We start from the raw sequence: 21,468 nt of genomic DNA, 5'->3' as shown, positions 1-21,468 counted from the left end.
GGCCGGCCGCCCCGACGGCATGCGGACGACGACCTGGGGGCGGCAATGGGCTTCTTCGACGGGCTGCTGGGCGCACGCGCGGTCGACTTCGACTCGGGCGGCACCGGCAACGCCATCGAACTCACCAAACGGCACCACACGGTGTCCCTCAGCAAGCAGGGCGCGGCCACCGGCCATCTGCGCGTCAACCTCACCTGGCGGATGCGCAGCTCCGACTTCGGCATGCAGCGGCCCAGCCTGCTGCGCCACCCCCTCAAGGCCCTGAAGCCGCCGGAGATCCAGGGCCACGGGCAGAGCATGGTCGACGTCGACCTCGACCTCGGCTGTCTGTACGAGCTGACCGACGGCACCAAGGGCGTCGTCCAGCCGCTGGGCGACTACCTGGGCGACGTCAACGCGGCCCCGTACATCAAGATCAGCGGCGACGACCGGTTCGGCTCGGGCTCCGGCGAGACGATGTACATCAACCTCGACCACCGCGAGTCCATCAAACGCGTCCTGGTCTTCGTGTACATCTACGACCAGACCCCCGCGTTCGACCGCACGCACGCCATCGTCACCCTGTACCCCAGCAGCGGCCCCCGCCTGGAGATCAGCCTGGACGAACGCCACCCCCAGGCCCGCTCCTGCGCCGTCCTGCTCATCGAGAACGTCAAGGGCGAACTCGTGGTCCGCCGCGAGGTCAAGTTCGTCTACGGCTTCCAGGCCGAGCTGGACCGCCTGTACGGGTGGGGCCTGCAATGGGGCCGCGGCTACAAGACCAAGGCCTGATCACCGCCCGATGAACTGCGGCCCCTGCGGCGGCAGCCGGAACCCGGGGTCGGGCGCCGCCGGCACCGGCTGCGGGTATCCGTACGCCGGCGCGGACGTGGGCTGCGGGTAGCCGTAGGCCGGCTGGGGCGGCACCGCCGTCGCCGGCTGCTCCGGAGGCAGCGGCTGGGACACCGTCGCCGGCTCCTCCGGTTCCGACTCGTCCACCGAGATGCCGAAGTCCGTGGCGAGGCCCTTGAGCCCGTTGGAGTAGCCCTCGCCCAGCGCCCGGAACTTCCAGCCCTCACCGCGCCGGTACAGCTCCCCGCAGATCATCGCGGTCTCCGCGCCGGTCTCCGGTTTGATCTCGAACGTCGCCCACGGCTCACCGTCGGCCACCGCCGCGTCGTACACCAGGATGCTCAGGTTCGGCACCCGGTCGAAGGCGACCCCGTCCGCCGAGGCGACCAGCAGGATCCGCCCGATCTCCGGCTCGACGCCCGCCAGGTCTGTCTGGATCGTGTCGGTGAGGCCCTCGGTGATGCGCTTCTTGCCCAGCCGCCACACCGTTCCCGACGGATGCCGGGGCTGGTTGTAGAAGACGAAGTCCTCGTCCGAGCGCACACGGCCGTCGGGGCCCAGCAGCAGCGCCGAGGCGTCCACGTCCGGGACCGACTGGCCCGGTGTCCAGCGCAGCACGGCGCGCACCGTGGTGGCCTCCAGCGGGACGTTCGAGCCCTTGAGCATCGCGTGCGTCATGCCGTCATCCTGCCCTCTCGGCCCTGGCCACGACAATGCGGGGGGTGTCGGCCGCCGACACGGCCGGGTCACCGGGAATTCACGTCCGCAGGGAACCCCGGACAGGTGTTCCTACGTACTATTACCGGCCACCTTTTACCGAATCCAGGGGTTCGGCACGCGTCTTCGAGGGAGTCCTATGCGTCATTTCGGGCACGTCGCCCCCGAGGTGCGGCAGCGCCTCTTCCACCGGGAGCCCCGCACGTTCACCGCGGACTCGCCGGCCCGGCTGCTCGCCACCGCCCTCGGCGCCACGCTCTACAGCCCCGCCACCCGGCCGAGACTGGCCGACGACATCCTCAAACAGGCGGGCAACGGCGTGGTCTCCATGGTGCTGTGCCTGGAGGACTCCATCGACGACGCGGACGTGCCCGCGGGCGAGGAGAACCTGGTCCGCCAGCTCGCCGACCTCGGCTCCCGGCCCGCCGCCGAGCCCCCGCTGCTGTTCATCCGGGTGCGCGCCCCCGAGCAGATCCCCGACCTCGTACGCCGCCTCGGCGACTGTGCACGGCTGCTGTCCGGCTTCGTGCTGCCCAAGTTCACCGAGGAGCGCGGCCTGCCCTTCCTGGAGGCCCTGGCCACCGCCGAGACCCACACCGGCCGCCGCCTGTTCGCGATGCCGGTCCTGGAGTCCCCGGAGCTGCTGTACCGCGAGTCGCGCGTGGAGACCCTGGAGGGCATCTTCCGCGCCGTCGACAAGTACCGCGACCGCGTCCTCGCGCTCCGCCTCGGCGTCACCGACTTCTGCTCCTCCTACGGGCTGCGCCGCGCCCCCGACATGACCGCCTACGACGTCCAGGTCGTCGCCTCCGTGATCGCCGACGTGGTGAACATGCTGGGCCGCGCCGACGGCACCGGATTCACCGTCACCGGCCCCGTGTGGGAGTACTTCCGCCACTCCGAGCGCATGTTCAAGCCCCAGCTGCGGCAGAGCCCCTTCCTGGAGGTGCAGGCCGTCGAACTGCGCGAGAGGCTGCTGGAGCACGCCATGGACGGGCTGCTGCGGGAGATCTCCCTCGACCAGGCCAACGGGCTGCTCGGCAAGACCTGCATCCACCCCTCCCACGTCCTGCCCGTGCACGCGCTGTCCGTGGTCAGCCACGAGGAGTTCAGCGACGCCCGGGACATACTGCGGCCCGAGCGGGGCGGCGGAGGCGTCCTCCGGTCCGTGTACACGAACAAGATGAACGAGGTGAAACCGCACCGCGCCTGGGCCGAACGGACCCTGCTGCGCGCGGAGGCGTTCGGCGTCGCCCACGAGGACGTCGGCTTCGTGGAACTGCTCGCCGCCGGCATACCCGGCTGACCCCTCCAAGGAACGCATGAACAACGCAGTGAACGACGCGGTCTGGTCCGGCAGCTGGGTCGCCGAGCGACTCGGGGTCGAGCTCCGCGGCGACGACGGGCTGCCGGCCCTGCTGGGCCTCGCCCTGCGCCGCAACCCCAAGCGGGCCCACCTGCTGGTCTCCAACGTCCTCGGCAAGCACGTACCGCAGACGCCCTCGGTGGTGTACGGCCACGGGGTGCGGCTGGGCCGGCGGGTGGCGGAGCGGCTCGGCGGGGAGGCGGCCCGCGCGGTCGTCCTCGGCTACGCGGAGACCGCGACGGGACTCGGGCACGCCGTGGCCGACGGCCTCGGCACGGCGCCGTACCTCCACTCCACGCGGCGGCCGGTCGCCCAGGTCGCCGCCGCGGGCGGGTTCGAGGAGTCGCACTCGCACGCCACCTCCCACCTGCTGCTGCCCGCGGACCCCGCACTGCTGGCGGGCGACGGGCCGTTGGTGCTGGTGGACGACGAGTTCTCCACCGGGAACACGGTGTTGAACACCATCCGTGACCTGCACGCGCGGTACCCGCGCCGCCGGTACGTGGTGGCGGCGCTCGTGGACATGCGGTCGGCCGAGGACAGCGCGCGGATGGCACGGTTCGCCGAGGAGATCGGGGCACGGGTGGACCTGGTCGCCGCGGCCTCGGGCACGGTGCTGCTGCCGGAAGGCGTGCTGGAGAAGGGGCGGGAGCTGGTGGCCCGCCACGAGTGCGCCGGGCCCGCGCCGCACGTGCGGCCGGACGCCGCGCACCGCGCCCCCGTGACGGTGGACCTGGGCTGGCCCGCCGGCCTTCCCGACGGGGGCCGGCACGGCTTCACCCCCGCCCACCGCGCCCGTCTCGAAGCCGCCCTGCCCGCCATGGCCGAGCGGATCGCGAAGGCGCTGCCCGCCGGGGCCCGGCGGGTGCTGGTCCTCGGCTCCGAGGAGCTGATGTACGCCCCGCTCCGGCTCGCCCACCAGCTGGAGCGGACCGTGACGGCCGAGGTGCGCTTCTCGACCACCACGCGGTCGCCCGTGCTCGCGGTGGACGACCCGGGGTACGCCATCCGCAGCCGCCTGGTCTTCCCGGCGCACGACGACCCGGCCGACGGGCCCGGCGAGCGGTACGCCTACAACGTCGCGGGCGGCGGCTTCGACGCCGTCGTCGCGGTCGTCGACTCGGCCGGCGACACCCCCGCGCTGCACGCGCCCGACGGACTGCTGGCGCGGCTCGCGGCGCAGGTGCCGCACGTACTGCTCGCGGTCGTCCCCTCCTACGTCCCCGCGCCCCCGCGCGCTCCCGAAAGGCCGGCCATGCTGCCCGAGCCCCTCCGCGGCCCCGCGTTCTCCTCGTACGCCCCCGAGGAGGTCGGCTGGCTGCTCCAGGACCTCTCGGACGTCGCCCTGGAGGCGCCGACCGAGGAGCGGGAGGAGGCCGTCCAGAACGGCGGGGCGCACTACGCCGAGTCGCTGCCCGTGGAGTACCAGCCCAGCGCCCGCTACCAGGAGCTGTTCCACGCGGCCCTGGACGCCTCGGCCGCACGGATCGCCCGGGCCGTCGGCGTGGTGACCGAGACCGTCCTCGGCGAGCGGTCGCCGCGCCCGGTGCTGGTGTCGCTGGCCCGCGCCGGAACCCCGGTCGGCGTGCTGATGCGCCGCTGGGCAGCGTTCCGGCATGGCCTCGAACTCCCGCACTACGCCGTGTCGATCGTGCGCGGGCGGGGCATCGACGCCAACGCGCTGCGCTGGCTGGCCGCCCACCACGACCCCCGGGACGTGGTGTTCGTGGACGGCTGGACCGGCAAGGGCGCCATCACCCGCGAACTCGCCGAGGCCGTCGAGGAGTTCGCCCGCAGGACGGGCGTCACCGGCTTCGACCCGCAGATCGCGGTGCTCGCCGACCCGGGTTCCTGCGTGCGCACCTACGGCACCCGCGAGGACTTCCTCATCCCCTCCGCCTGCCTCAACTCGACCGTCTCCGGGCTGATCTCCCGCACCGTCCTGCGCGCCGACCTGGTCGGCCCGGACGACTTCCACGGCGCCAAGTTCTACCGCGAACTCGCGGGCGCCGATGTCTCGGTGGCCTTCCTCGACGCCGTCGCCGCCCGCTTCCCGGAGGTCGCCGACACCGTGGACGAGGCGGTCAAGGAGCTGTCGGCCGAGGACCGCACCCCGACCTGGGCGGGCTGGCGGGCCGTGGAGCGGATCAGCGAGGAGTACGGCATCCACGACGTGAACCTCGTCAAGCCCGGCGTCGGCGAGACCACCCGGGTGCTGCTGCGCCGGGTGCCCTGGAAGATCCTCGCGCGCGCAGGCGCCGGCCGCGACCTGGACCATGTCCGGCTGCTCGCCGGGCAGCGCGGGGTACCGGTCGAGGAGGTCGCCGAACTGCCCTACAGCTGCGTCGGGTTGATCCACCCCAAGTACACGCGCGGGGCCACCGGGGCCGACGGCAGGGCGGTGAACGTCTGATGCCGGTGCTGGTGGCGAGCGATCTCGACCGTACGCTGATCTACTCCTCGGCGGCCCTCGCGCTGAAAATGCCGGACGCGCGGGCCCCCCGGCTGCTGTGCGTCGAGGTGCACGAGAGCAAGCCGCTGTCGTACATGACGGAGACGGCGGCGCGGCTGCTGACCGACCTCGCGGACCGGGCCGTGTTCGTGCCGGCCACGACCCGGACCCGCAAGCAGTACCAGCGCGTCAACCTGCCCGGCCCGCAACCCGGGTACGCGATCTGCGCCAACGGCGGCCATCTGCTGGTCGACGGGGTCACCGACCGCGACTGGCACGCCCGGGTGCTGGCCCGGCTCGCCGAGGAGTGCGCGCCGCTGGCGGAGGTCCGGGACCATCTGACGCGCACCGCCGACCCGGTGTGGCTGCGCCGGCAGCGGGTCGCCGAGGACCTGTTCGCCTACCTCGTGGTCGAGCGCGAACTGCTGCCCGAGGAGTGGGTGAAGGAGCTGACGGCCTGGGCGGACGACCGCGGCTGGACGGTCTCCCTCCAGGGCCGCAAGCTCTACGCTGTGCCCAGGCCGCTCACCAAGAGCGCCGCGCTGCGCGAGGTGGCCCGCCGTACCGGCGCCGGCCTCACCCTGGCGGCGGGCGACTCCCTGCTGGACGCCGACCTCCTCCTGGCCGCCGACCAGGGCTGGCGCCCGGGCCATGGCGAACTGGCGGACACCGGCTGGTCGGCCCCCAAGGTCAGCGCGCTGCCGGAGCGGGGAGTCCTCGCGGGCGAGCGCATCCTGGGCGAATTCCTGAAGGCGACGCGCGCCGCGAATCCCTAGGGTCTTTCGTTTGGATCAGGCCGGATCAGGGAGCGGGGTCTGGTGCCGTGCGTCGCAAGGCGGAGGAGGGCGCCATGGCGGAGCCATGGCAACCGACGACAACGCCGCGAGGCGCGGTGCCAGGGTCCGCGAGCCCGGCAAGATCCAACGAGAGGCCCTGGGGGCCCGGCGCGGGCGGTTAGCCGCAGCAGCCGCCGCCGCAGCAGCCCCCGCCCTGGGGCGCCGGGGCCGCGGAGCCCGCGGTACCGCCCACCGCGACCGTGGACAGCAGCTTGACCGTGTCCTCGTGCCCGGCGGGGCACACCGCGGGCGCCGCCGACTCGGACATCGGCCGGCTCAGTTCGAACGTGTCGCCGCAGCTGCGGCAGCGGTACTCGTAGCGAGGCATGAGGTCAGGGTAACCGGGGCGCCGAAAGAGGCGTCTCAATGTTTGATGAGTGTTGGGATACACCCGACACTCGTGCGGAGGAATCGAAAACTTCGCTGATAACTTGTGAACGCCGTTGCGAGGACGCTCAGCTCACCGCGCGAGCAAGAGCGAGTGCGGAGGGGAGACGCATAGTGACCGATGCGTCGCAGGGGGAGGGCCGTTCCGAGACGGGCGGTGGCGACGAGCAGCCGCTCGACTCCGACAGGACCCTGCATCTGAGAGTGGAGGGCCTGCGGGCCGACGAGACCATGCAGCTGCGCGTGCCCGCGCGGCCCGAGCCGTCCTCGGCGGGCGGCCGGGCCGAGCGGCGGCGCGGCACCCGGCCCCCGGGGAAGAAACGCGTCGGAGGCGCGGCCGCCCGCGCGCTGGGGCCGCTCGCCCCCTACGCGCGCCGCCTCAAGCCGGCCTATCCGCGTCCCGGACGGACCGGCTGGCGGCGCTGGGTGCCCTCCTGGCGGCAGTGGCTGGGCGGCGTCCTGACCTCGTTCGGCCTGCTCGGCGCCTTCCTGGTGACCGCGTACGCGGTCACCGACATACCCACCGACCTGAACACGTACGCGACCCAGCAGGACAACGTCTACTTCTGGTCCGACGGCACCCCGATGGCCCGCACCGGATGGGTGCAGCGGCAGGCGATGCCGCTGAAGGACATACCCCCGGACGTCCGCTGGGCGGTCCTCGCGGCGGAGAACGAGACCTTCTACTCGGACCCCGGCATATCCGTGAAGGGCATCAGCCGGGCGCTGTTCCGCACCGTGGGCGAGGGGGACACCCAAGGCGGCTCCACCATCACCCAGCAGTACGTCAAGAACGTCTACCTCAACCAGAACCAGACGGTCAGCCGCAAGTTCACCGAGGCGATGATCTCCCTCAAGCTCGACAACAAGATGAGCAAGGACAAGATCCTCGAGGGCTACCTCAACACCAGCTGGTTCGGCCGCGGCACCTACGGCATCCAGCGCGCCGCCCAGGCCTACTACGGCAAGGACGTCAGCGAACTCAACGTCTCCGAGGCCGCGATGCTCGCCGGACTGCTCAAGGGCGCCGGTCTTTTCGACCCCACCCTGAGCAAGGCCAACCACCAGCGGGCCGTGGAGCGCTGGTCCTGGATCCTCGACCGCATGGTCAAGATCCACAAGCTGTCGCCGCAGGAGCGCGCCACGTACACGACGTTCCCCGAGCCGCTGAAGTCCAACCCGCTGTACAACACCGGCGAGCAGAGCGACTACCTGGTGGAGCTGGCGTCCCAGTACGCCAAGAAGGCCGCCCATCTGACCGACCAGCAGTTCGACCTGGGCGGCTACCAGATCTACACCACGTTCGACCGCAAGCGGGAGAACGCGCTCACCGACGCCGTCACCAAGGCCCGCAAGCAGGCGAAGCAGGACAACCCCGACGCCGCGAAGAACGGCCACTACGGCGCCGCCTCCGTCGCCACCGACGGCCGGATCCTCGCCGTCTACGGCGGCCCCGACCACCGTACCCAGGGCTACAACGAGTCCAACGCGACCACCGTCCCGGCCGGTTCCGCGTTCCTGCCCTTCGTCTACGCCGCCGGGCTCGAACACGGCGTCCACAAGACGCGCGGCGGACCCGCCACCCCCGTCACCCCCGACAGCGTCTACGACGGCGACGACGGCGTCCCCGTGACCACCCCCGAGGGCCCCTACTGGGACCGCAGCGGCAAGAAGGTCGCGGCACACAACGACGGCAACAGGTCCTACGGGAAGATCACCCTGCGCGAGGCCCTCGCCAAGTCGGTGAACACCCCGTTCATGCAGCTCGGCATGGACACCGGCCTCGCCCAGGTACGGCAGACCGCCCAGGCCGCCGGACTGCTGTCCTCCAGCATCGGCCCCCAGGTGCCCGCCCTGTCCCTCGGCAGCTCCACCCCCAGCGCCATCCGGATGGCCAGCGGATACGCCACCTTCGCCGCCGGCGGCACCCACACGGAGCCCTACTCGGTCGGCCGCATCACCCGCAACGGCGCCCCCGTCGCCCTCGCCACCCCGCACCCGGCCCGCGCGGTCGGCACCGAGGTGGCCAAGGACGTCGACCAGGCGCTCACCGACTCCTTCCGCGCGGCCCACCCGGACGTGACCAAGCCGGGCCTGTCGGGGAAGGCCGGCACCGCCGACAAGGACACCGCCGCCTGGTACGCCGGCACGGACGACTCCGTGTCGACGGCGGTCGTCCTCTACCGCATCGATCTGGCGAAGTCCCTGGAGCCACTGCCGCTGAAGGGCCTCGCGGGCAGCTCGCCGGACAACGTGCCCTACCGCCTCTGGTCGGCCGCCATGGGTCTGGACTGACCGCCCGGACCCCCGACCCCCCTCGTCCCCTCGGAGATTGAGCCGCGCATGTCCCGCAAGAAGTCACCGAAAGGCCGGCGTCGCGCCCCCGGCCGCCGCCGCGTCCCCGCCGCCACCCGCCCGCAGGTCATCACCCTCGCCGCCCTCCTCGTCGTGGCCTCCCTGGTGGCCGGCTACCTCGCCCTGAGCCGCCCGGACGACACCACGCCGACCGCCGCCTCCGGCAAGGGAGCCGGCACCGCCGCCCCCAAGCCCTCCGCGACCCCCGAGTGGGACGGCAAGACGCACGTCCTCGGCGACGGCTCCACCTCCTACACCGGCCCGCAGAAGGGCACGCTGAAGCCCGTGCCGCTCAAGCCAGGGGAGAAGCCGCCCCAGTTCGTCGTCTTCTCCTGGGACGGCGCCCTGGAGGGCGACGACCACCTCTTCTCGCACTACCGGGAGATGGCCAAGGAGTACAACGCCCACATGACCTTCTTCCTCACCGGCATCTACCTGCTGCCCAAGAGCAAGAAGGACCTCTACCACGGGCCGATGCACCAGCCCGGCGACGCCGCCATCGACTACCCCACCGACGAGCACATCCGCACCACCCTGGAACAGCTCCGCCTCGCCTACGAGCAGGGCAACGACATCGGCACCCACTTCAACGGCCACTTCTGCGAGGCCAAGGGCGGCGGCGACTGGAGCGTCGACCAGTGGAAGAGCGAGATCGACCAGTTCTACTCCTTCGTGGAGAACTGGAAGACCAACACCGGCTACAAGGACATCCCGCCGCTGCCCTTCGACTTCAAGCAGGAGGTCGCCGGCGGCCGCGCGCCCTGCCTGGAGGGCCAGCCCAACCTCCTGAAGGCCATCAAGAGTTACGGCTGGCGCTACGACGCCAGCTCCCCGGGCGACTTCCAGATATGGCCCACCAAGAAGAACGGCGTCTGGGACTTCCCGCTCCAGATGCTCCCGTACGAGAACGGCAAGTTCCAGGGCCTGTCCATGGACTTCAACTTCCTCTACAACCAGTCCGGCGGCGAGACCGACGGCGACCCCGCCAAGTACCCGCAGTGGCTCCAGCAGACCGTCGACTCCTACATGGCCGGCTTCAACCGCGTCTACTACGGCAGCCGCGCCCCGCTGTTCATCGGCAACCACTTCGAGCACTGGAACGGCAGCATCTACATGAAGGCCATCGACCAGATCATCCCGAAGATGTGCACCAAAAAGGGCGTCAAATGCGTGTCGTTCAAGGAGCTGGCCGACTGGATGGACGTCCAGAAGCCGTCCACCCTCGCCGCGCTGCGCAGCCTCGACCCCGCCCAGTCCCCGGACTGGTCCACGGTCGTCAAGTGACGTAAACGCAGGCCAGGTTCCGCTTGTGCAACCCCCTTCACATCCGCCGCGCGCGGCATGCGAAGATGCCCCATCCCGGTAGGTCTACCGGAACAGAGGGGAACATCATTGAAGTCGAGAAAACTGAGCCGTAAGCGGCGTCGCGCCACCGTCGTCGGCGCCTCGGCCGCCGCCGTGGTCGCCGGCGTGGCGCTCATACCCAACTGGAGCGCGGGCGCGGCCGTCACCGACGACCCGACCGTGGACGCGTCCACCAAGGCGACCTTCCAGAAGCTCGCCGACGCGGTCTTCACCGACCGCACCCAGGCCCTGGTGGACGGCTCCACCAGCGCCCACACCCGCCACACCGCGGGATTCTCCGGTTCCGTCCGCCTCTCCGGCGGCCAGACCCGCGAGCAGTCCTCCGCCCTCGGCAAGCTGCGCGCCCGCAAGACCCTCCTCGCCAAGCTGGGCGAGAAGTACAGCGCCGGCGACACCAAGGTGACGCTCGACGCCACCGAGGTGCACGGCCGCAGCGCCAAGGTCGCCGTCACCGAGACCACGACGCTGACCTACAAGAAGGGCACCGTCCCGGCCAACGGCCCGAAGACCACCGGGTTCCAGGCCCACCACGAGCTGACCTTCAAGGCCGGCCGGCACGGCGACTGGCAGCTCACCGGCATCCACGACACCGACGACGGCTACCTCGCCGTCAACCAGGTCGAACCGCCGGCCACCACGTCGACGCCGACCACACCGCCCACCGGCGGCACCTCGCCGTCACCCTCCGCGCCGTCCACCGGCGGCACCTCGCCGTCGCCGTCCACGCCGCCCACCGGCACCCCGTCGTCACCCTCCGACGAGGGCCCGACGGACGCGCCCCGCGCGGCCACCAGCTACCCCGCGCCGGCCGACCCCAAGCAGCTCACCGGGGGCGCCTACGACTACAAGGCGATGGTCGCCTACGCGCAGAAGTACTGGAACCACTACAACCCGGACTACCCCGACTACAACGGTGCGGGCGCCGGCGGAGACTGCACCAACTTCGTCAGCCAGGTGCTGAAGGCCGGCGGCTGGAAGCACGTCCCCGGCTACACCGACGACTACACCAAGTGGTTCGGCAACGCCGACATCCAGTCCGACTCGTTCGTCGGCGTCAACGAGTTCTCCTGGTTCGCGCTGTCCTCCAAGCGCGTCACCCCGCTCGCCAACGTCTACCAGGCGGACCTCGGCGACGTGATCCAGATGGACTTCGACCGGGACGGGTCCAAGGACCACTCCATGGTCGTCACCTACCGCGACGGCTCCGGCGTGCCGTACGTGACCTACCACTCCACCAACACCTACAACAGGTCGGTGGCCAGCCTGGTCGCGTCGTACCCGACCGCGTACTTCTACGCCTACCGCACCTGAGCGCAGCGGCCGCCCGGGGCGCCGGCACGGGCACCCCGGGCGGCCGCACGCGCCGCGGCGCGCGCTACACCGACCCGCGCGGATCGTTCCCCGTGTCCCGCGCGTCCTTCGCGCCGGGCCACGGCATGGTCACCGGCGGCGTCCCGGTCTCGTGCTCCCGCCCCGGGGGCTCACCGCCCTCCGGGTGCCGGGCCCGCCAGTACGGGCTGTCGTGCGGCAGCGCGTGACCGACCCGGCCGTACATGCCGAAGGTCATCAGCAGCAGCCCCACCACGAAGCTGAACAGCACGTTCTGGATCCGGAACGCGAGGAAGTTCTGCGGCGTGTCCAGCAGGGCCAGGAACAGGAACCCGTTCAGCAGGAACAGGATGCCCAGCACCATGTTCAGCGTGGACGCGATGTTCCCGCCGATCACCATGCCGACCAGCAGCAGCGCCCCGATGCAGATCGACAGCACGCTCAGGGTGCCGTTGGTGTTCAGCCCGGCGACCGTGGCACCGCCGATGTCGAAGAAGCCGATGTGGTTGATCAGGCCCAGAATGCCGAAGACGACGAGGAACGCGCCGATCAGCCCCGCGCCGATCCGGTACACCAGGTTCAGCCGGTGATCGGTCGGCAGATGCTGGTCGAACTCGATCCGCCGCTTCGACCTCGTGTGCACTGCGTGTGTGGCCATATCCGCCCCCTTAGGCGCTAGCGGAGGCCATTCATCCCAAAACGGTCCATATCAATATCCGCCCGACCCGGGTCCCCCGGCAACACATCGCCACGCCACGGCCCCGCCCTCAGTGCGCGATCCCCCCGCGCTCCTCGCGGATCCCGGCCACCACCCGCGCGACCGCCTGCCGCACCGCGTCCGCCTCGCTGAGGAAGTGCCAGTAGTCCGGATGCCGGCCGCCCTCCAGCGTGCCGATCGCCCGCTCCAGCCGGGCCACCGCCTCGTCCAGCGGCCGGGCATGACGCGGATCCGGCGTCGTACGGCCCGACATCGCCAGCCGCTGCGCGTCCCGGATCGCGAACCGGGTCTTCTCGATCTCCGCCTGCGGATCCTTCTGCACCGCGTTCAGCCTGGTCAGCCGGTCACCGGCGGCCGAGACGGCGTCATCGGTCGCATTCAGCAGCGCCCGCACCGTCGACAGCAGCGAGGTGGCGTCCGCCCAGCGCTGGGCGTCCCGCGCCGACTGCGCCTCCCGCAGCTTCCGCTCCGCCTGCCCCACGTTCTCCACCGCCTGCGCCGGCACCTGCTGGAGGTCCTGCCAGCACGCGGCCGAGAACCGCCGCCGCAACTCGCTGAGCACCGGCTCGACCTGCCCCGCACGCGTGGTCAGCGCCTGCGCCCGGGTCCGCAGCGACACCAGCCGGTGATCGATCTCGGCCGCCTGCTCCGGCAGCCGCTCCGCCTCGGCCCGGATCGCCCCGGCCTCCCGCTGCACCCGCTCGGCCCGCTCCACCGTCTGCCGCACCCCGTGCCGGCCCGCGCCCTCGTTCAGCTTGGTCAGCTCCGGCGCCAGCGCGGCCAGCCGCCCCGCCAGGTCGTCGGCCCGCAGCCCCTGCTCCCGGACGCCGTCCAACGCGTTGCTCGCCGCCAGCAGCGCCTGCCGGGCCCGCTCCACGGCCGGCGCCACCCGCGCCAGCTGCGTCTCCGCCGACCCCAGCAGCGGACCGAGCGAGGCACCGAACCGGTCCAGCTCCTGCTTGACCCGCACCAGCTCGTCCCGCGCCGCCGTCAGCTCACCACGGGCCCGCGCCGCCGCCCCGGCCTCCAGATCCGCCCGGTCCAGGTCATGCGCGTCCACCGCCTGGATGTACCGCCGGCTGACCTCGTCGATCCGCGCGCCCAGCGCCTCGAAGTCCGCGACCGCACGCCGGGCCGCGGGCGTGTCGTCCACCGCCGTGATCGTCTCGACGGAGATCCGCAGGTCCCGCTGCGCGGTGTCCAGCTCGTAGAACGCGGCCGCCGCCGCGTCCTTCGCCGCCTGCGCCTCGGCCCGCTGGCTCTCCGCACGGCCGCCGAACCAGCGCCGGGTACCGCCCCCGGCGAACGCCCCCGGCAACGCGAGCGCGACCAGCACCGGCAGACCCATCAGCGCGAGCGTGTCCCGCAGGGCCGCGGCCCCGCGCGCACCCGCCCCGCCCGGCCGCCGTGTGCGCCGGGTCCGTGCGAGGGACGACGGCGGGTACGGCTGTGTCACTGACGTGCCCGGTCTCGCCGTCACATCCCTCTCCCGTGCTGTGGTCCGCTGGGGGTGCCATTCTCCCACCCGGTACGGACGAAAACACGGGCCGGTCAGTTCGCGGTGCGCACCGTGACCTTCCCGTTGGCGGAGCCCGCGGTCACCCGGTGCGCGCTGGCGGAGTCCTGGGGCACGGACACGTGCACGCCCCCGTTGTGGGACGTCGCCTTGACGTGGTAGGCGGCGCGGGGCAGCACGACCGTCAGACTCCCGTTGTCGCTGCCGGTGTCCACGCTGTCCGGTATGCGGCTGAGCCGGAGGTCCACCGAGCCGTTGTCCACCCGGGCCCGCACCCGGGTGGAGGCGACGTCCGCGTGCACCGGGCCGTTGCCGGAACTCAGGTCGAGCGGGCCGGTCGTGTCGGTGATGCGCACGCCGCCGTTGCCGGTGCGGACGGCGAGCGGATCGGCGAACCCGCGCGCCCGCACGTCCCCGTTGCCGTCCACCACCCGGACCCCGATGCCCGCGGGCACCTCGACCCGGTACCGGGCGGAGCAGTCGGCGACGAGCCCCGAGCAGTGCATCCGCAGCACCAGCCGGTCGTCCTTGAACGCCCAGCTCACCTTCGGCTTGCCGCCGACGAGCACGGACCCGTCGAACCACCGCGTCACCGCGACGTTCCGCCCCTCGCCCCGGCCGCCGACGATCTCCAGCCCCGAGTCGTCCGAATCGACGGTGAGCGTGTGGCCCCGCACGGCGAAGGACCGGTGCTCCGGATGCTTGTCCTTCCCGGCCGACGCCCCGCACCCGCTCACCGCCAGCACCACGGCCCCGACCAGCGCACCCCCGGCCACGGCCCGCATCCGCACCCTGCGACTCATCACGAAACTCCCCCCGAATCAGGTCTCCCACGACCGTAGAACCCCCCACCGCCCCCGCCCATCCGGGACGCTCCCGGAGACGGGGTGGGGATAACCCCCGGTCGCCCCTGGTTTCCGCCCGTTCGGGTTTGCCGTGCACCGCCCGCGGCAAGGTAGGCTGTCGACTCGACCTGGGCGACGCCCGGGCGCGGGTGCGTAGCTCAGGGGTAGAGCGCCTGCCTTACAAGCAGGATGTCGGCGGTTCGAAACCGTCCGCGCCCACCGCAGAACCAGAGCCCCCGGCCGTATACGGCCGGGGGCTTTCCGCTTCAGGCGGGTCGGGGGGCCGGTCGCCGGGGGGTGAAGGCGGTGGCCAGGAGGGTCAGGGCCGAGGTGTAGGTCAGCATGACCAGGACGCCGCGGCCGGGGAAGTCGAGGCCGGCGGCGCCGAGGCCCACCAGGGAGTCGGAGGCGACGAAGACGAGGCCGCCCCACAGGGCCCGGGGGCCGAGGACCCGGGCGGTCAGGGCCATGGTGAGCAGGGCCAGGGCGTAGACGGCGACCGCGCAGCCCAGGGCCGGGCCGAGCGCGGGGGCGAGGGCGGCGACGGCGCCGGCCCAGACGGCGAGGTGCGCGGCGCAGACGAGGCGGCGGGGCCGCAGGTGGCCGAGCGCGCCGGCCCGGAGGAACGCCGAGATCCAGCAGAGCTGGGCGCCCAGGAAGAACGCGAGGCCGGTGGCGAAGGCGGCGGTGCCGGGCAGCAGCAGGGCCACGTCCCCGGCGGCGGCGAGGAGGAGGCCGGCCAGGACCGGGGTGTGCCGGGTGCCGGTGCGGCGCCACAGGTGCAGGGCGAGGACGGGGGCCAGCAGGGGTTTCGCGATCCACTCCAGGGCCGGCCACCCCGCCGCCACGCCGGCGATGTCCGAGGCGGCCAGGGCGGCGAAGAGCAGGATCAGCGGCGGTACCGCCGCTCCCGCGGACCGCCCGCCCGGCGCCGCCGGTGCCGGCCGGGTGGAACTCCCCTGGTGCGGCGGGGTGTTGACCCCCGCGCTCGATATCCGTCCCTCGGTCATGGCGATCAGGGTGGGGCTGCCGGGGGCAGTGGTCAACTGGTTGGACCAGATCGGTTACGACTGTTCCCCGGCCGGTTCCTCGTGGGCGTGCTTCAGCTCGCTGCGGGCCTGCATGCGCTGGTCGGCCGCGACCTCGGCCCAGAAGCGGTGGGTGCTGATGAAGACCGCGAGTTCGTGCTCGCGGCGGCGGAGCTTCTCCACCTCGGCCTGTTCGTCGGCCGTCCAGCCCGGGGAGGCGGGGCGCTCCACCTTGCGCCAGCCGTTGTCGTCGCTGAAGCCGTCCATCGGCTCGACCGACCAGGGAAGCCGCCTGAGCAGGGCCGACAGCTCGGCCCGGACCTGATGCAGCTCCTCCTGACCGGCGAGGAGGTCACTGGGGAATTCATAGGTCGTAGCCACACGGCAATGCTACGCCTGTTCGATTTACCGTCGCGAGTTCGGCCGTGAGGTTCAGCCGAACGGGCGTTTCAGGCCGTGGTGAGGACGACCAGTTGCCGGGTCGCCCGGGTCATGGCCACATAGCGGTCCACCGCGCCCTCGACTCCCTCGCCGAACCGCTGCGGGTCGACCACCACGACCAGGTCGAATTCCAGCCCCTTCGCGAGCCCGGGGGAGAGGGAGCGGACCCGGGGCGTGTGGGGGCGGAAGGCGGGGGCGCCGATCACGCAGGCGGTGCCCTCCGGGTGGCCGGCCTGCCAGGTGTCGAGGATCGCGGCCAGGTCGGAGGCGGGGCCGCGGAGCACCGGCAGGCCGTTGCCGCGGATCGAGGTCGGCACGTTGGCGTCCGGGAGCGCGGCCCGGACGACCGGCTCGGCCTCCGCCATGATCTCCCGGGGCGTGCGGTAGTTGACCGTCAGGGCGGTCAGCTCGATCCGGTCGAAGCCGACCCGCTCCAGCCGTTCCCGCCAGGACTCCGTGAACCCGTGCCGGGCCTGCGCGCGGTCCCCGACGATGGTGAAGCTGCGCGACGGGCACCTCGACAGCAGCATCTGCCACTCCGCGTCGGTCAGCTCCTGTGCCTCGTCCACCACGATGTGCGCGAACGGTCCCGCCAGCGCGTCCGGTTCGAGGGGCGGCACGGCCGACTCGTCGACCAGCGCGTCCCGCAGGTCCTGTCCGCGCAGCATGGTCACCGCGCCCTCGCCGTCGTCGTCCGCCGCCAGCATGGTGTCGATCACGGCGGCCATGCGGGCGCGCTGCGCGGCGACGGCCGCCTTGCGCCGCCGTTCGCGCACCGCCGCCCGGGGGTCGCCGAGCCGTTGCCGCGCCGCGTCCAGGAACGGCAGGTCGGACACCGTCCACGCCCGGGGGTCCGTGCGCCGCAGCCGTCGTACCTCCTCGGGTGTGAGCCAGGGCGCGCACAGCCGCAGGTACGCGGGCACCGTCCACAGGTCTCCGACCAGGTCGGCCGCCTCCAGCAGGGGCCAGGCGCGGTCGAAGGCGGCGCGCAGTTCCCGGTCGCCTTCCAGCGACCGGCGCAGCGTCTGCGCGGGAACCTCGCCGTCGTGCCCGCCGGCCAGGACGTCGAGCAGTTCCTCCCAGACCTGCTCGCGCGCCTCGTTGTGCGGGGTGCCCGGTTCCGCCGCGTCGAACGCCGTCTCCCAGTCGGCGGCGGTCACGTCGAGGTCGCCCCAGTCGGTGGTGACCGTCAGCGGCTCGGTGGGCGGCTCCTCGTAGAAGCGCACGGCCCGTTCGATCGCTCCGACCAGCCGCGCGGACGACTTCAGCCGGGCCGTCTCCGGGTCGGGTTCGGGCCGTGCGGTGGCGCCCTCGGCGACGAGGTCGCGCAGGACGCAGGTGCGCACGCCGTCCTCGCCGAGGCTCGGCAGGACGTCGGAGACGTAGGCGAGGTAGGGGCGGTGCGGGCCGACGAACAGCACCCCGCCGCGCCGGTGGCCGAGGCGCGGGTCGGAGTGGAGGAGGTAGGCGGAGCGGTGCAGGGCGACGACCGTCTTGCCGGTGCCGGGGCCGCCGTCCACGACGAGCGCGCCGCGCGAGCCGGCCCGGATGATGGCGTCCTGGTCGGCCTGGATGGTGCCGAGCACGTCGCGCATCCGGGGCGAGCGGTTGCCGCCGAGGCTCGCGATGAACGCGGACTGGTCGTCCAGCGCGGCGTGCCCGGCGAGGGCGTCCGGGACGAAGACCTCGTCCCAGTAGTCGGCGACGCGGCCCTGCGTCCAGCGGTACCGGCGGCGGCTGGCCAGCCCCATGGGGTTGCCGTGGGTGGCGCCGAAGAACGGCCGCGCGGCCGGGGAGCGCCAGTCGAGCAGCAGCCGGCGGCCGGTGCTGTCCGTGAGTCCGAGCCGGCCGATGTACACCGGCTCGTCGGGGTGGTCCGCGTCGACCATGCGGCCCAGGCACAGGTCGAGGCCGAAGCGGCGCAGGGTGCGCAGCCGGGCGGTCAGGCGGTGGATCTCGGCGTCGCGGTCCAGTGCCTGGCGGCCCAGGCCGCCGGGGGACCTGCGTTCCTTGTCGAGCTGGTCCTCGACCTCGGCGGTCGTCTGCTCCAGGCACTCGGCGATCGCCGTGAAGTGGTGCTCGTCGGCGCTGATCAGGGCGGGGTCGGCTTTGGCGGAGAGGCGGGCGGGGAGGGCGAAGGCGGAGGTGGGCAAGGGGCTCCGATCGGGAGGGCGCGGGTGGTGGGTGGCCGGGGGAGGGGGTGGAGGTCGCAGGTCGCCGGTCGAGGGGCGGGGTCGTGGGGCGGGGCGGGCGTGTTCGGGTGGCGGCCGTGTCCCGGCGGCGGGGCGTGCCCCGGTGTGGCGGCGACGGCGCTCGGCGGGCGCGCGGACACCGGCGCCGCGCTCGCGCGGCCGCACCGCGGGTCCAGCCGGTGCTTCGACGTCCGCGCGCGATCCGTGCGCCGACGGCACGACGCGCACTCTCAGGGCCCCCGTTCCGGCGGATTTCCAGGTCAGGCGGGCGATTCTGCGGCATGAGGGGGGCCTTGCCGCAAGGCCCCCCATGCGCTATACGTTGAGAGTGGCAAGGAGTCCTTGGGGCTTCCTTGCCTTTGCTTTTGTCTCCCGCCTCTCTCGCCCCGCGCGCCCTGCGCGTGACACTGAGGGCATGTGCCGGAGCATCAAGACCCTGCGTCCGCCCGTGCTGCCCGGCGAGGCCACGGAGGAGGACATCCGCGCCGCCGCGTTGCAGTACGTGCGCAAGATCTCGGGTTTCCGCGCGCCCGCCGCCCACAATCGCGAGGTCTTCGACGCCGCCGTGGACGCCGTCGCGCGCGCCACGGCCGAACTGCTGGACGGGCTGGAGGTGCGGGGGCGGGGCGCCCGCAAGGAACCGTTCACGCGGACAGGGGACCGCTCGTAACACGGCGCCCGTAACGTCCGGCACGCGGTGCCACGCGCCCGGGCCAAGGGCGGATCAGGCCATGTTCCGGGAGGGCCGGCGCCAGGGCGCGGGTGGCCCCGCGTGCAGTCGGGCCAGGGATGGGGCCCGTTACCTGGAGTGGAACTTTGGCCAGAACTTGAAGTTGCAAGTACTACTAAAGGACACCTAACCTAGGCCTCTCGTTCGGTACCGCCGCCCCCACCGGCCCGTCCGTCCCCGACGGGCTCGCTCGCCACCGAAAGGGAGTAACTTCCCCATGCTCTCCGCTCGCCTCCATTCCGCGCAGCCCTATGCCCTCGGGCTCTTCCGCGTCGTCGTCGGCCTGCTCTTCACCGCGCACGGCGCCGCCTCGCTCTTCGGCGTCCTCGGCGGCGCCATGGGCACCCACGGCGGCACCATCGCGGCCGGCACCTGGCCCGGCTGGTACGCGGCCGTGATCCAGCTGGTCGCCGGCGCCCTGGTGCTGATCGGCCTCGGCACCAGGGGGGCCGCGCTCGTCGCCTCCGGCTCGATGGCCTTCGCGTACTTCGACATCCACCAGCAGCACGCGCTGTGGCCCATCCAGAACGGCGGCGAGCCCGCGGTCATGTTCTGCTGGGCGTTCCTGCTGCTGGTCTTCACCGGCTCCGGCGCCTTCGGCGTCGACCGGCTCCTGGTCCGGCGCACGGCGGACCGGGGCGAGGCCGTCGCGGAGCGGGCCCCGATGGCCGCCTGACCGCCGCACCCGCACGGCACCCCTCCCACCTGGGCACGGGGTGCCGTGCGAGCTGCTCGGCGCGGCCCCCCGCGCACCTCCTGTCACACCCCCGGCGTACGCTGTACGGCTGTTATCGGGGGAGTATCAGGAGACGACGTGTTCGAGAGTGTGGGGTCGCTGGCGGCCGGGCCCTGGATCTATACCGCGGTGGCCGTGTCCGTGCTGCTGGACGTGTTCCTGCCGGTGCTGCCGAGCGGTGTGCTCGTCATCACGGCGGGCACCGCGGCGGCCGCGGGCTCGGGCGCGGCGACCGGCCAGGTCCCGCACGGCGTGCCGGGCATACCGGCCCTCATACTCTGCGCCGCCACCGCCTCGCTCCTCGGCGACCTGGTGGCCTACCGGCTGGCCTGGCGGGGCGGGGAACGCCTCGACCGGGCGATAGCCCGCTCCCGGCGGCTGACCACCGCGCAGGAGCGGCTCGGCGACGCGCTGGCCCGGGGCGGCGGCGCGCTGGTCGTGCTCGCCCGCTTCGCCCCCGCGGGGCGCTCGGTCGTCTCCTTCTGCGCCGGCGCCGCCCACCGCCGGGCCCGCGACTTCCTGCCCTGGTCCGCGCTGGCCGGCCTGTCCTGGGCCGCCTACAGCGTGGCCCTCGGCTACTACGGCGCCCGCTGGCTCGGCGCCACCTGGCTGGCGACCGGGGTGTCCCTGGCCGCGCTGTTCGGGGCGGGCGCGGCGGCGGGCTTCCTGATGCGGCGGCGCCCCGCCTCCTGAAGGGCGCGAGGACGAGGCAGGGCCCGGCCGGGACACCCCGGCCGGGCCCTGCCGTCTTCCCGTGTCGCTCAGCAGCTCGCCAGGTAGTTCTGCAGCGCGCTCTTCTCGGCCGGGTCGACCGAGAGGTCGTAGTAGTACTTCACCTGGACCCAGGCGCGCACGTAGGTGCAGACGTAGGCGGAGCGGGACGGGACCCAGGTGGCCGGGTCCTGGTCGCCCTTGGACTGGTTGACGTTGTCGGTGACCGCGAGCAGCTGGGGGCGGGTGACGTCGTTGGCGAACGCCTGCCGCTGGGCCGTCGTCCACTTGCCCGCGCCCGAGTCCCAGGCCTCGGCGAGCGGCACGAGGTGGTCGATGTCGACGTCGGAGGCGGCGGTCCAGGTCGCGCCGTCGTACGGCGAGTACCAGCTGCCGCTGGTGGCCTTGCAGGCGGAGTCGGTGACGACGTTGGTGCCGTCCCGCTTGAGGATCCACTCGCGGGTGTCGCAGGTGCCCTCGATGGTGATCCAGGTCGGGAACTTGTCGCGGCTGTAGCCGGTACGGTCCTCGGTGGCGACGGTCAGCTGGGAGAGGTAGCCGCGGGCGGTGGAGGCGCTCACCGGTGTGGGCAGGGCGGCGGAGGCGGTGGGGGAGTTGAACAGCGCGGCGGTGGCGATCAGGCCGGTGAGCCCGGCGAGCAGGCTCAGGCGTCGACGCGCGTAGAACTTGGGCATGAAAGAACTCCCTTGTGGGGGTGGGGTGTTGGGCCACGAGTCAGGGAATGCTCGCGGTGTGGTCTTGCCGGAGGGTGAGCGCCCGGTAAGAAGTTAGTGACGTGATCATGTCAACGCAAGGTTCAACGGCGGACTTTGCCGTCCCGTATCATCGGAGGCGCAGAAGGGGAGTAGCTCTTCGCCGGACCGTCGACATACTGCTCAGCCAGCCTGAGCCG

Annotated in this window: 19 protein-coding genes and 1 tRNA gene; 11 read left to right on the top strand and 9 right to left on the bottom strand. The window is 72.6% G+C overall.

Annotation, left to right across the window (positions count from 1 at the left end):
• Positions 1 to 45: 45 nt before the first annotated feature.
• Complete coding sequence (locus BLW85_RS13725) at positions 46 to 771, top strand: TerD family protein (RefSeq protein ID WP_070027616.1); 726 nt, start codon at positions 46 to 48, stop codon at positions 769 to 771.
• On the opposite strand, the gene BLW85_RS13720 is transcribed toward BLW85_RS13725, so the two are convergent.
• Positions 772 to 1,509: a TerD family protein gene (locus BLW85_RS13720; RefSeq protein ID WP_070027615.1), complete on the bottom strand. Its 738-nt coding sequence runs from the start codon at positions 1,507 to 1,509 to the stop codon at positions 772 to 774. It abuts the gene before it with no gap.
• A 178-nt stretch (positions 1,510 to 1,687) separates the two neighbouring features.
• On the opposite strand from BLW85_RS13720, the gene BLW85_RS13715 reads away from it, so the two are divergent.
• Genes BLW85_RS13715 through BLW85_RS13705 form a run of 3 tightly spaced genes read left to right on the top strand, consistent with a single transcriptional unit; the run spans position 1,688 to position 6,142 of the window.
• On the top strand, positions 1,688 to 2,854 hold the full coding sequence (locus BLW85_RS13715; RefSeq protein WP_070027614.1) for an HpcH/HpaI aldolase/citrate lyase family protein: 1,167 nt from the start codon (positions 1,688 to 1,690) through the stop codon (positions 2,852 to 2,854).
• A gap of 16 nt (positions 2,855 to 2,870) precedes the next feature.
• Positions 2,871 to 5,327 (top strand): phosphoribosyltransferase, encoded by a 2,457-nt coding sequence (locus BLW85_RS13710; RefSeq protein WP_074992184.1) that lies wholly within the window; start codon positions 2,871 to 2,873, stop codon positions 5,325 to 5,327.
• A complete protein-coding gene (locus BLW85_RS13705; protein WP_074992183.1) occupies positions 5,327 to 6,142 on the top strand; it encodes an HAD family hydrolase in 816 nt (271 codons plus the stop codon). Before BLW85_RS13710 ends, BLW85_RS13705 begins: the two co-directional genes overlap by 1 nt.
• A gap of 178 nt (positions 6,143 to 6,320) precedes the next feature.
• Here BLW85_RS13705 and BLW85_RS13700 read toward each other — a convergent pair whose 3' ends face one another.
• Positions 6,321 to 6,530 carry an FmdB family zinc ribbon protein gene (locus BLW85_RS13700; RefSeq protein WP_070027611.1) on the bottom strand — a complete coding sequence of 70 codons (210 nt, stop codon included), beginning with the start codon at positions 6,528 to 6,530 and terminating at the stop codon, positions 6,321 to 6,323.
• A gap of 170 nt (positions 6,531 to 6,700) precedes the next feature.
• On the opposite strand from BLW85_RS13700, the gene BLW85_RS13695 reads away from it, so the two are divergent.
• The 3 genes from BLW85_RS13695 to BLW85_RS13685 all read left to right on the top strand — a co-directional run bounded on the left by BLW85_RS13695 (position 6,701) and on the right by BLW85_RS13685 (position 11,620).
• Positions 6,701 to 8,884 (top strand): transglycosylase domain-containing protein, encoded by a 2,184-nt coding sequence (locus BLW85_RS13695; RefSeq protein WP_403420643.1) that lies wholly within the window; start codon positions 6,701 to 6,703, stop codon positions 8,882 to 8,884.
• Between the two features lie 48 nt (positions 8,885 to 8,932).
• A complete protein-coding gene (locus BLW85_RS13690; protein WP_070027610.1) occupies positions 8,933 to 10,228 on the top strand; it encodes a polysaccharide deacetylase family protein in 1,296 nt (431 codons plus the stop codon).
• Positions 10,229 to 10,402: 174 nt separating this feature from the next.
• A complete protein-coding gene (locus BLW85_RS13685) occupies positions 10,403 to 11,620 on the top strand; it encodes an amidase domain-containing protein (protein WP_244175028.1) in 1,218 nt (405 codons plus the stop codon).
• Positions 11,621 to 11,684: 64 nt separating this feature from the next.
• Here BLW85_RS13685 and BLW85_RS13680 read toward each other — a convergent pair whose 3' ends face one another.
• From BLW85_RS13680 to BLW85_RS13670, 3 genes are all read right to left on the bottom strand, one after another.
• Complete coding sequence (locus BLW85_RS13680; protein ID WP_079172331.1) at positions 11,685 to 12,296, bottom strand: DUF4383 domain-containing protein; 612 nt, start codon at positions 12,294 to 12,296, stop codon at positions 11,685 to 11,687.
• Positions 12,297 to 12,405: 109 nt separating this feature from the next.
• Entirely contained in the window at positions 12,406 to 13,836 is a 1,431-nt protein-coding gene (locus BLW85_RS13675) for a coiled-coil domain-containing protein (RefSeq protein WP_074992182.1), read from the bottom strand.
• Positions 13,837 to 13,907: 71 nt separating this feature from the next.
• Positions 13,908 to 14,675: a DUF4097 family beta strand repeat-containing protein gene (locus BLW85_RS13670; RefSeq protein ID WP_070027608.1), complete on the bottom strand. Its 768-nt coding sequence runs from the start codon at positions 14,673 to 14,675 to the stop codon at positions 13,908 to 13,910.
• Between the two features lie 189 nt (positions 14,676 to 14,864).
• On the opposite strand from BLW85_RS13670, the gene BLW85_RS13665 reads away from it, so the two are divergent.
• Positions 14,865 to 14,936, top strand: a tRNA-Val gene (locus BLW85_RS13665).
• 47 nt (positions 14,937 to 14,983) lie between these two features.
• Here BLW85_RS13665 and BLW85_RS13660 read toward each other — a convergent pair.
• The 3 genes from BLW85_RS13660 to helR all read right to left on the bottom strand — a co-directional run bounded on the left by BLW85_RS13660 (position 14,984) and on the right by helR (position 18,339).
• Complete coding sequence (locus BLW85_RS13660; RefSeq protein ID WP_107409117.1) at positions 14,984 to 15,763, bottom strand: lysoplasmalogenase family protein; 780 nt, start codon at positions 15,761 to 15,763, stop codon at positions 14,984 to 14,986.
• 18 nt (positions 15,764 to 15,781) lie between these two features.
• Positions 15,782 to 16,126, bottom strand: a complete 345-nt coding sequence (locus tag BLW85_RS13655) for a hypothetical protein (protein WP_070027607.1) — start codon at positions 16,124 to 16,126, stop codon at positions 15,782 to 15,784.
• A gap of 68 nt (positions 16,127 to 16,194) precedes the next feature.
• On the bottom strand, positions 16,195 to 18,339 hold the full coding sequence (helR, locus tag BLW85_RS13650) for an RNA polymerase recycling motor ATPase HelR (protein WP_244174858.1): 2,145 nt from the start codon (positions 18,337 to 18,339) through the stop codon (positions 16,195 to 16,197).
• 454 nt (positions 18,340 to 18,793) lie between these two features.
• On the opposite strand from helR, the gene BLW85_RS13645 reads away from it, so the two are divergent.
• The 3 genes from BLW85_RS13645 (at position 18,794) to BLW85_RS13635 (ending at position 20,537) form a co-directional block, all read left to right on the top strand.
• Positions 18,794 to 19,048, top strand: a complete 255-nt coding sequence (locus BLW85_RS13645) for a DUF2277 domain-containing protein (protein WP_070027605.1) — start codon at positions 18,794 to 18,796, stop codon at positions 19,046 to 19,048.
• A 277-nt stretch (positions 19,049 to 19,325) separates the two neighbouring features.
• Positions 19,326 to 19,784: a DoxX family protein gene (locus BLW85_RS13640; protein WP_070027604.1), complete on the top strand. Its 459-nt coding sequence runs from the start codon at positions 19,326 to 19,328 to the stop codon at positions 19,782 to 19,784.
• A gap of 138 nt (positions 19,785 to 19,922) precedes the next feature.
• On the top strand, positions 19,923 to 20,537 hold the full coding sequence (locus tag BLW85_RS13635; RefSeq protein WP_070027603.1) for a DedA family protein: 615 nt from the start codon (positions 19,923 to 19,925) through the stop codon (positions 20,535 to 20,537).
• A gap of 68 nt (positions 20,538 to 20,605) precedes the next feature.
• On the opposite strand, the gene BLW85_RS13630 is transcribed toward BLW85_RS13635, so the two are convergent.
• Entirely contained in the window at positions 20,606 to 21,250 is a 645-nt protein-coding gene (locus tag BLW85_RS13630; protein WP_070027602.1) for an HNH endonuclease family protein, read from the bottom strand.
• Positions 21,251 to 21,468: the final 218 nt, after the last annotated feature.

The organism is Streptomyces misionensis, from assembly GCF_900104815.1.
Lineage (GTDB): Bacteria > Actinomycetota > Actinomycetes > Streptomycetales > Streptomycetaceae > Streptomyces > Streptomyces misionensis.
The sequence above is the reverse complement of the archived record's forward strand: the minus strand, read 5'-3'. Positions and strand labels throughout refer to the sequence as shown.

Coding starts and splice junctions, on each gene's coding strand:
- BLW85_RS13710 (WP_074992184.1), top strand. CDS start 2,871: ATGAACAACGCAGTGAACGACGCGGTCTGGTCCGGCAGCTGGGTCGCC.
- BLW85_RS13705 (WP_074992183.1), top strand. CDS start 5,327: ATGCCGGTGCTGGTGGCGAGCGATCTCGACCGTACGCTGATCTACTCC.
- BLW85_RS13645 (WP_070027605.1), top strand. CDS start 18,794: ATGTGCCGGAGCATCAAGACCCTGCGTCCGCCCGTGCTGCCCGGCGAG.
- BLW85_RS13630 (WP_070027602.1), bottom strand. CDS start 21,250: ATGCCCAAGTTCTACGCGCGTCGACGCCTGAGCCTGCTCGCCGGGCTC.
- BLW85_RS13725 (WP_070027616.1), top strand. CDS start 46: ATGGGCTTCTTCGACGGGCTGCTGGGCGCACGCGCGGTCGACTTCGAC.
- BLW85_RS13700 (WP_070027611.1), bottom strand. CDS start 6,530: ATGCCTCGCTACGAGTACCGCTGCCGCAGCTGCGGCGACACGTTCGAA.
- BLW85_RS13720 (WP_070027615.1), bottom strand. CDS start 1,509: ATGACGCACGCGATGCTCAAGGGCTCGAACGTCCCGCTGGAGGCCACC.
- BLW85_RS13715 (WP_070027614.1), top strand. CDS start 1,688: ATGCGTCATTTCGGGCACGTCGCCCCCGAGGTGCGGCAGCGCCTCTTC.
- BLW85_RS13640 (WP_070027604.1), top strand. CDS start 19,326: ATGCTCTCCGCTCGCCTCCATTCCGCGCAGCCCTATGCCCTCGGGCTC.
- BLW85_RS13680 (WP_079172331.1), bottom strand. CDS start 12,296: ATGGCCACACACGCAGTGCACACGAGGTCGAAGCGGCGGATCGAGTTC.
- BLW85_RS13690 (WP_070027610.1), top strand. CDS start 8,933: ATGTCCCGCAAGAAGTCACCGAAAGGCCGGCGTCGCGCCCCCGGCCGC.
- BLW85_RS13670 (WP_070027608.1), bottom strand. CDS start 14,675: ATGAGTCGCAGGGTGCGGATGCGGGCCGTGGCCGGGGGTGCGCTGGTC.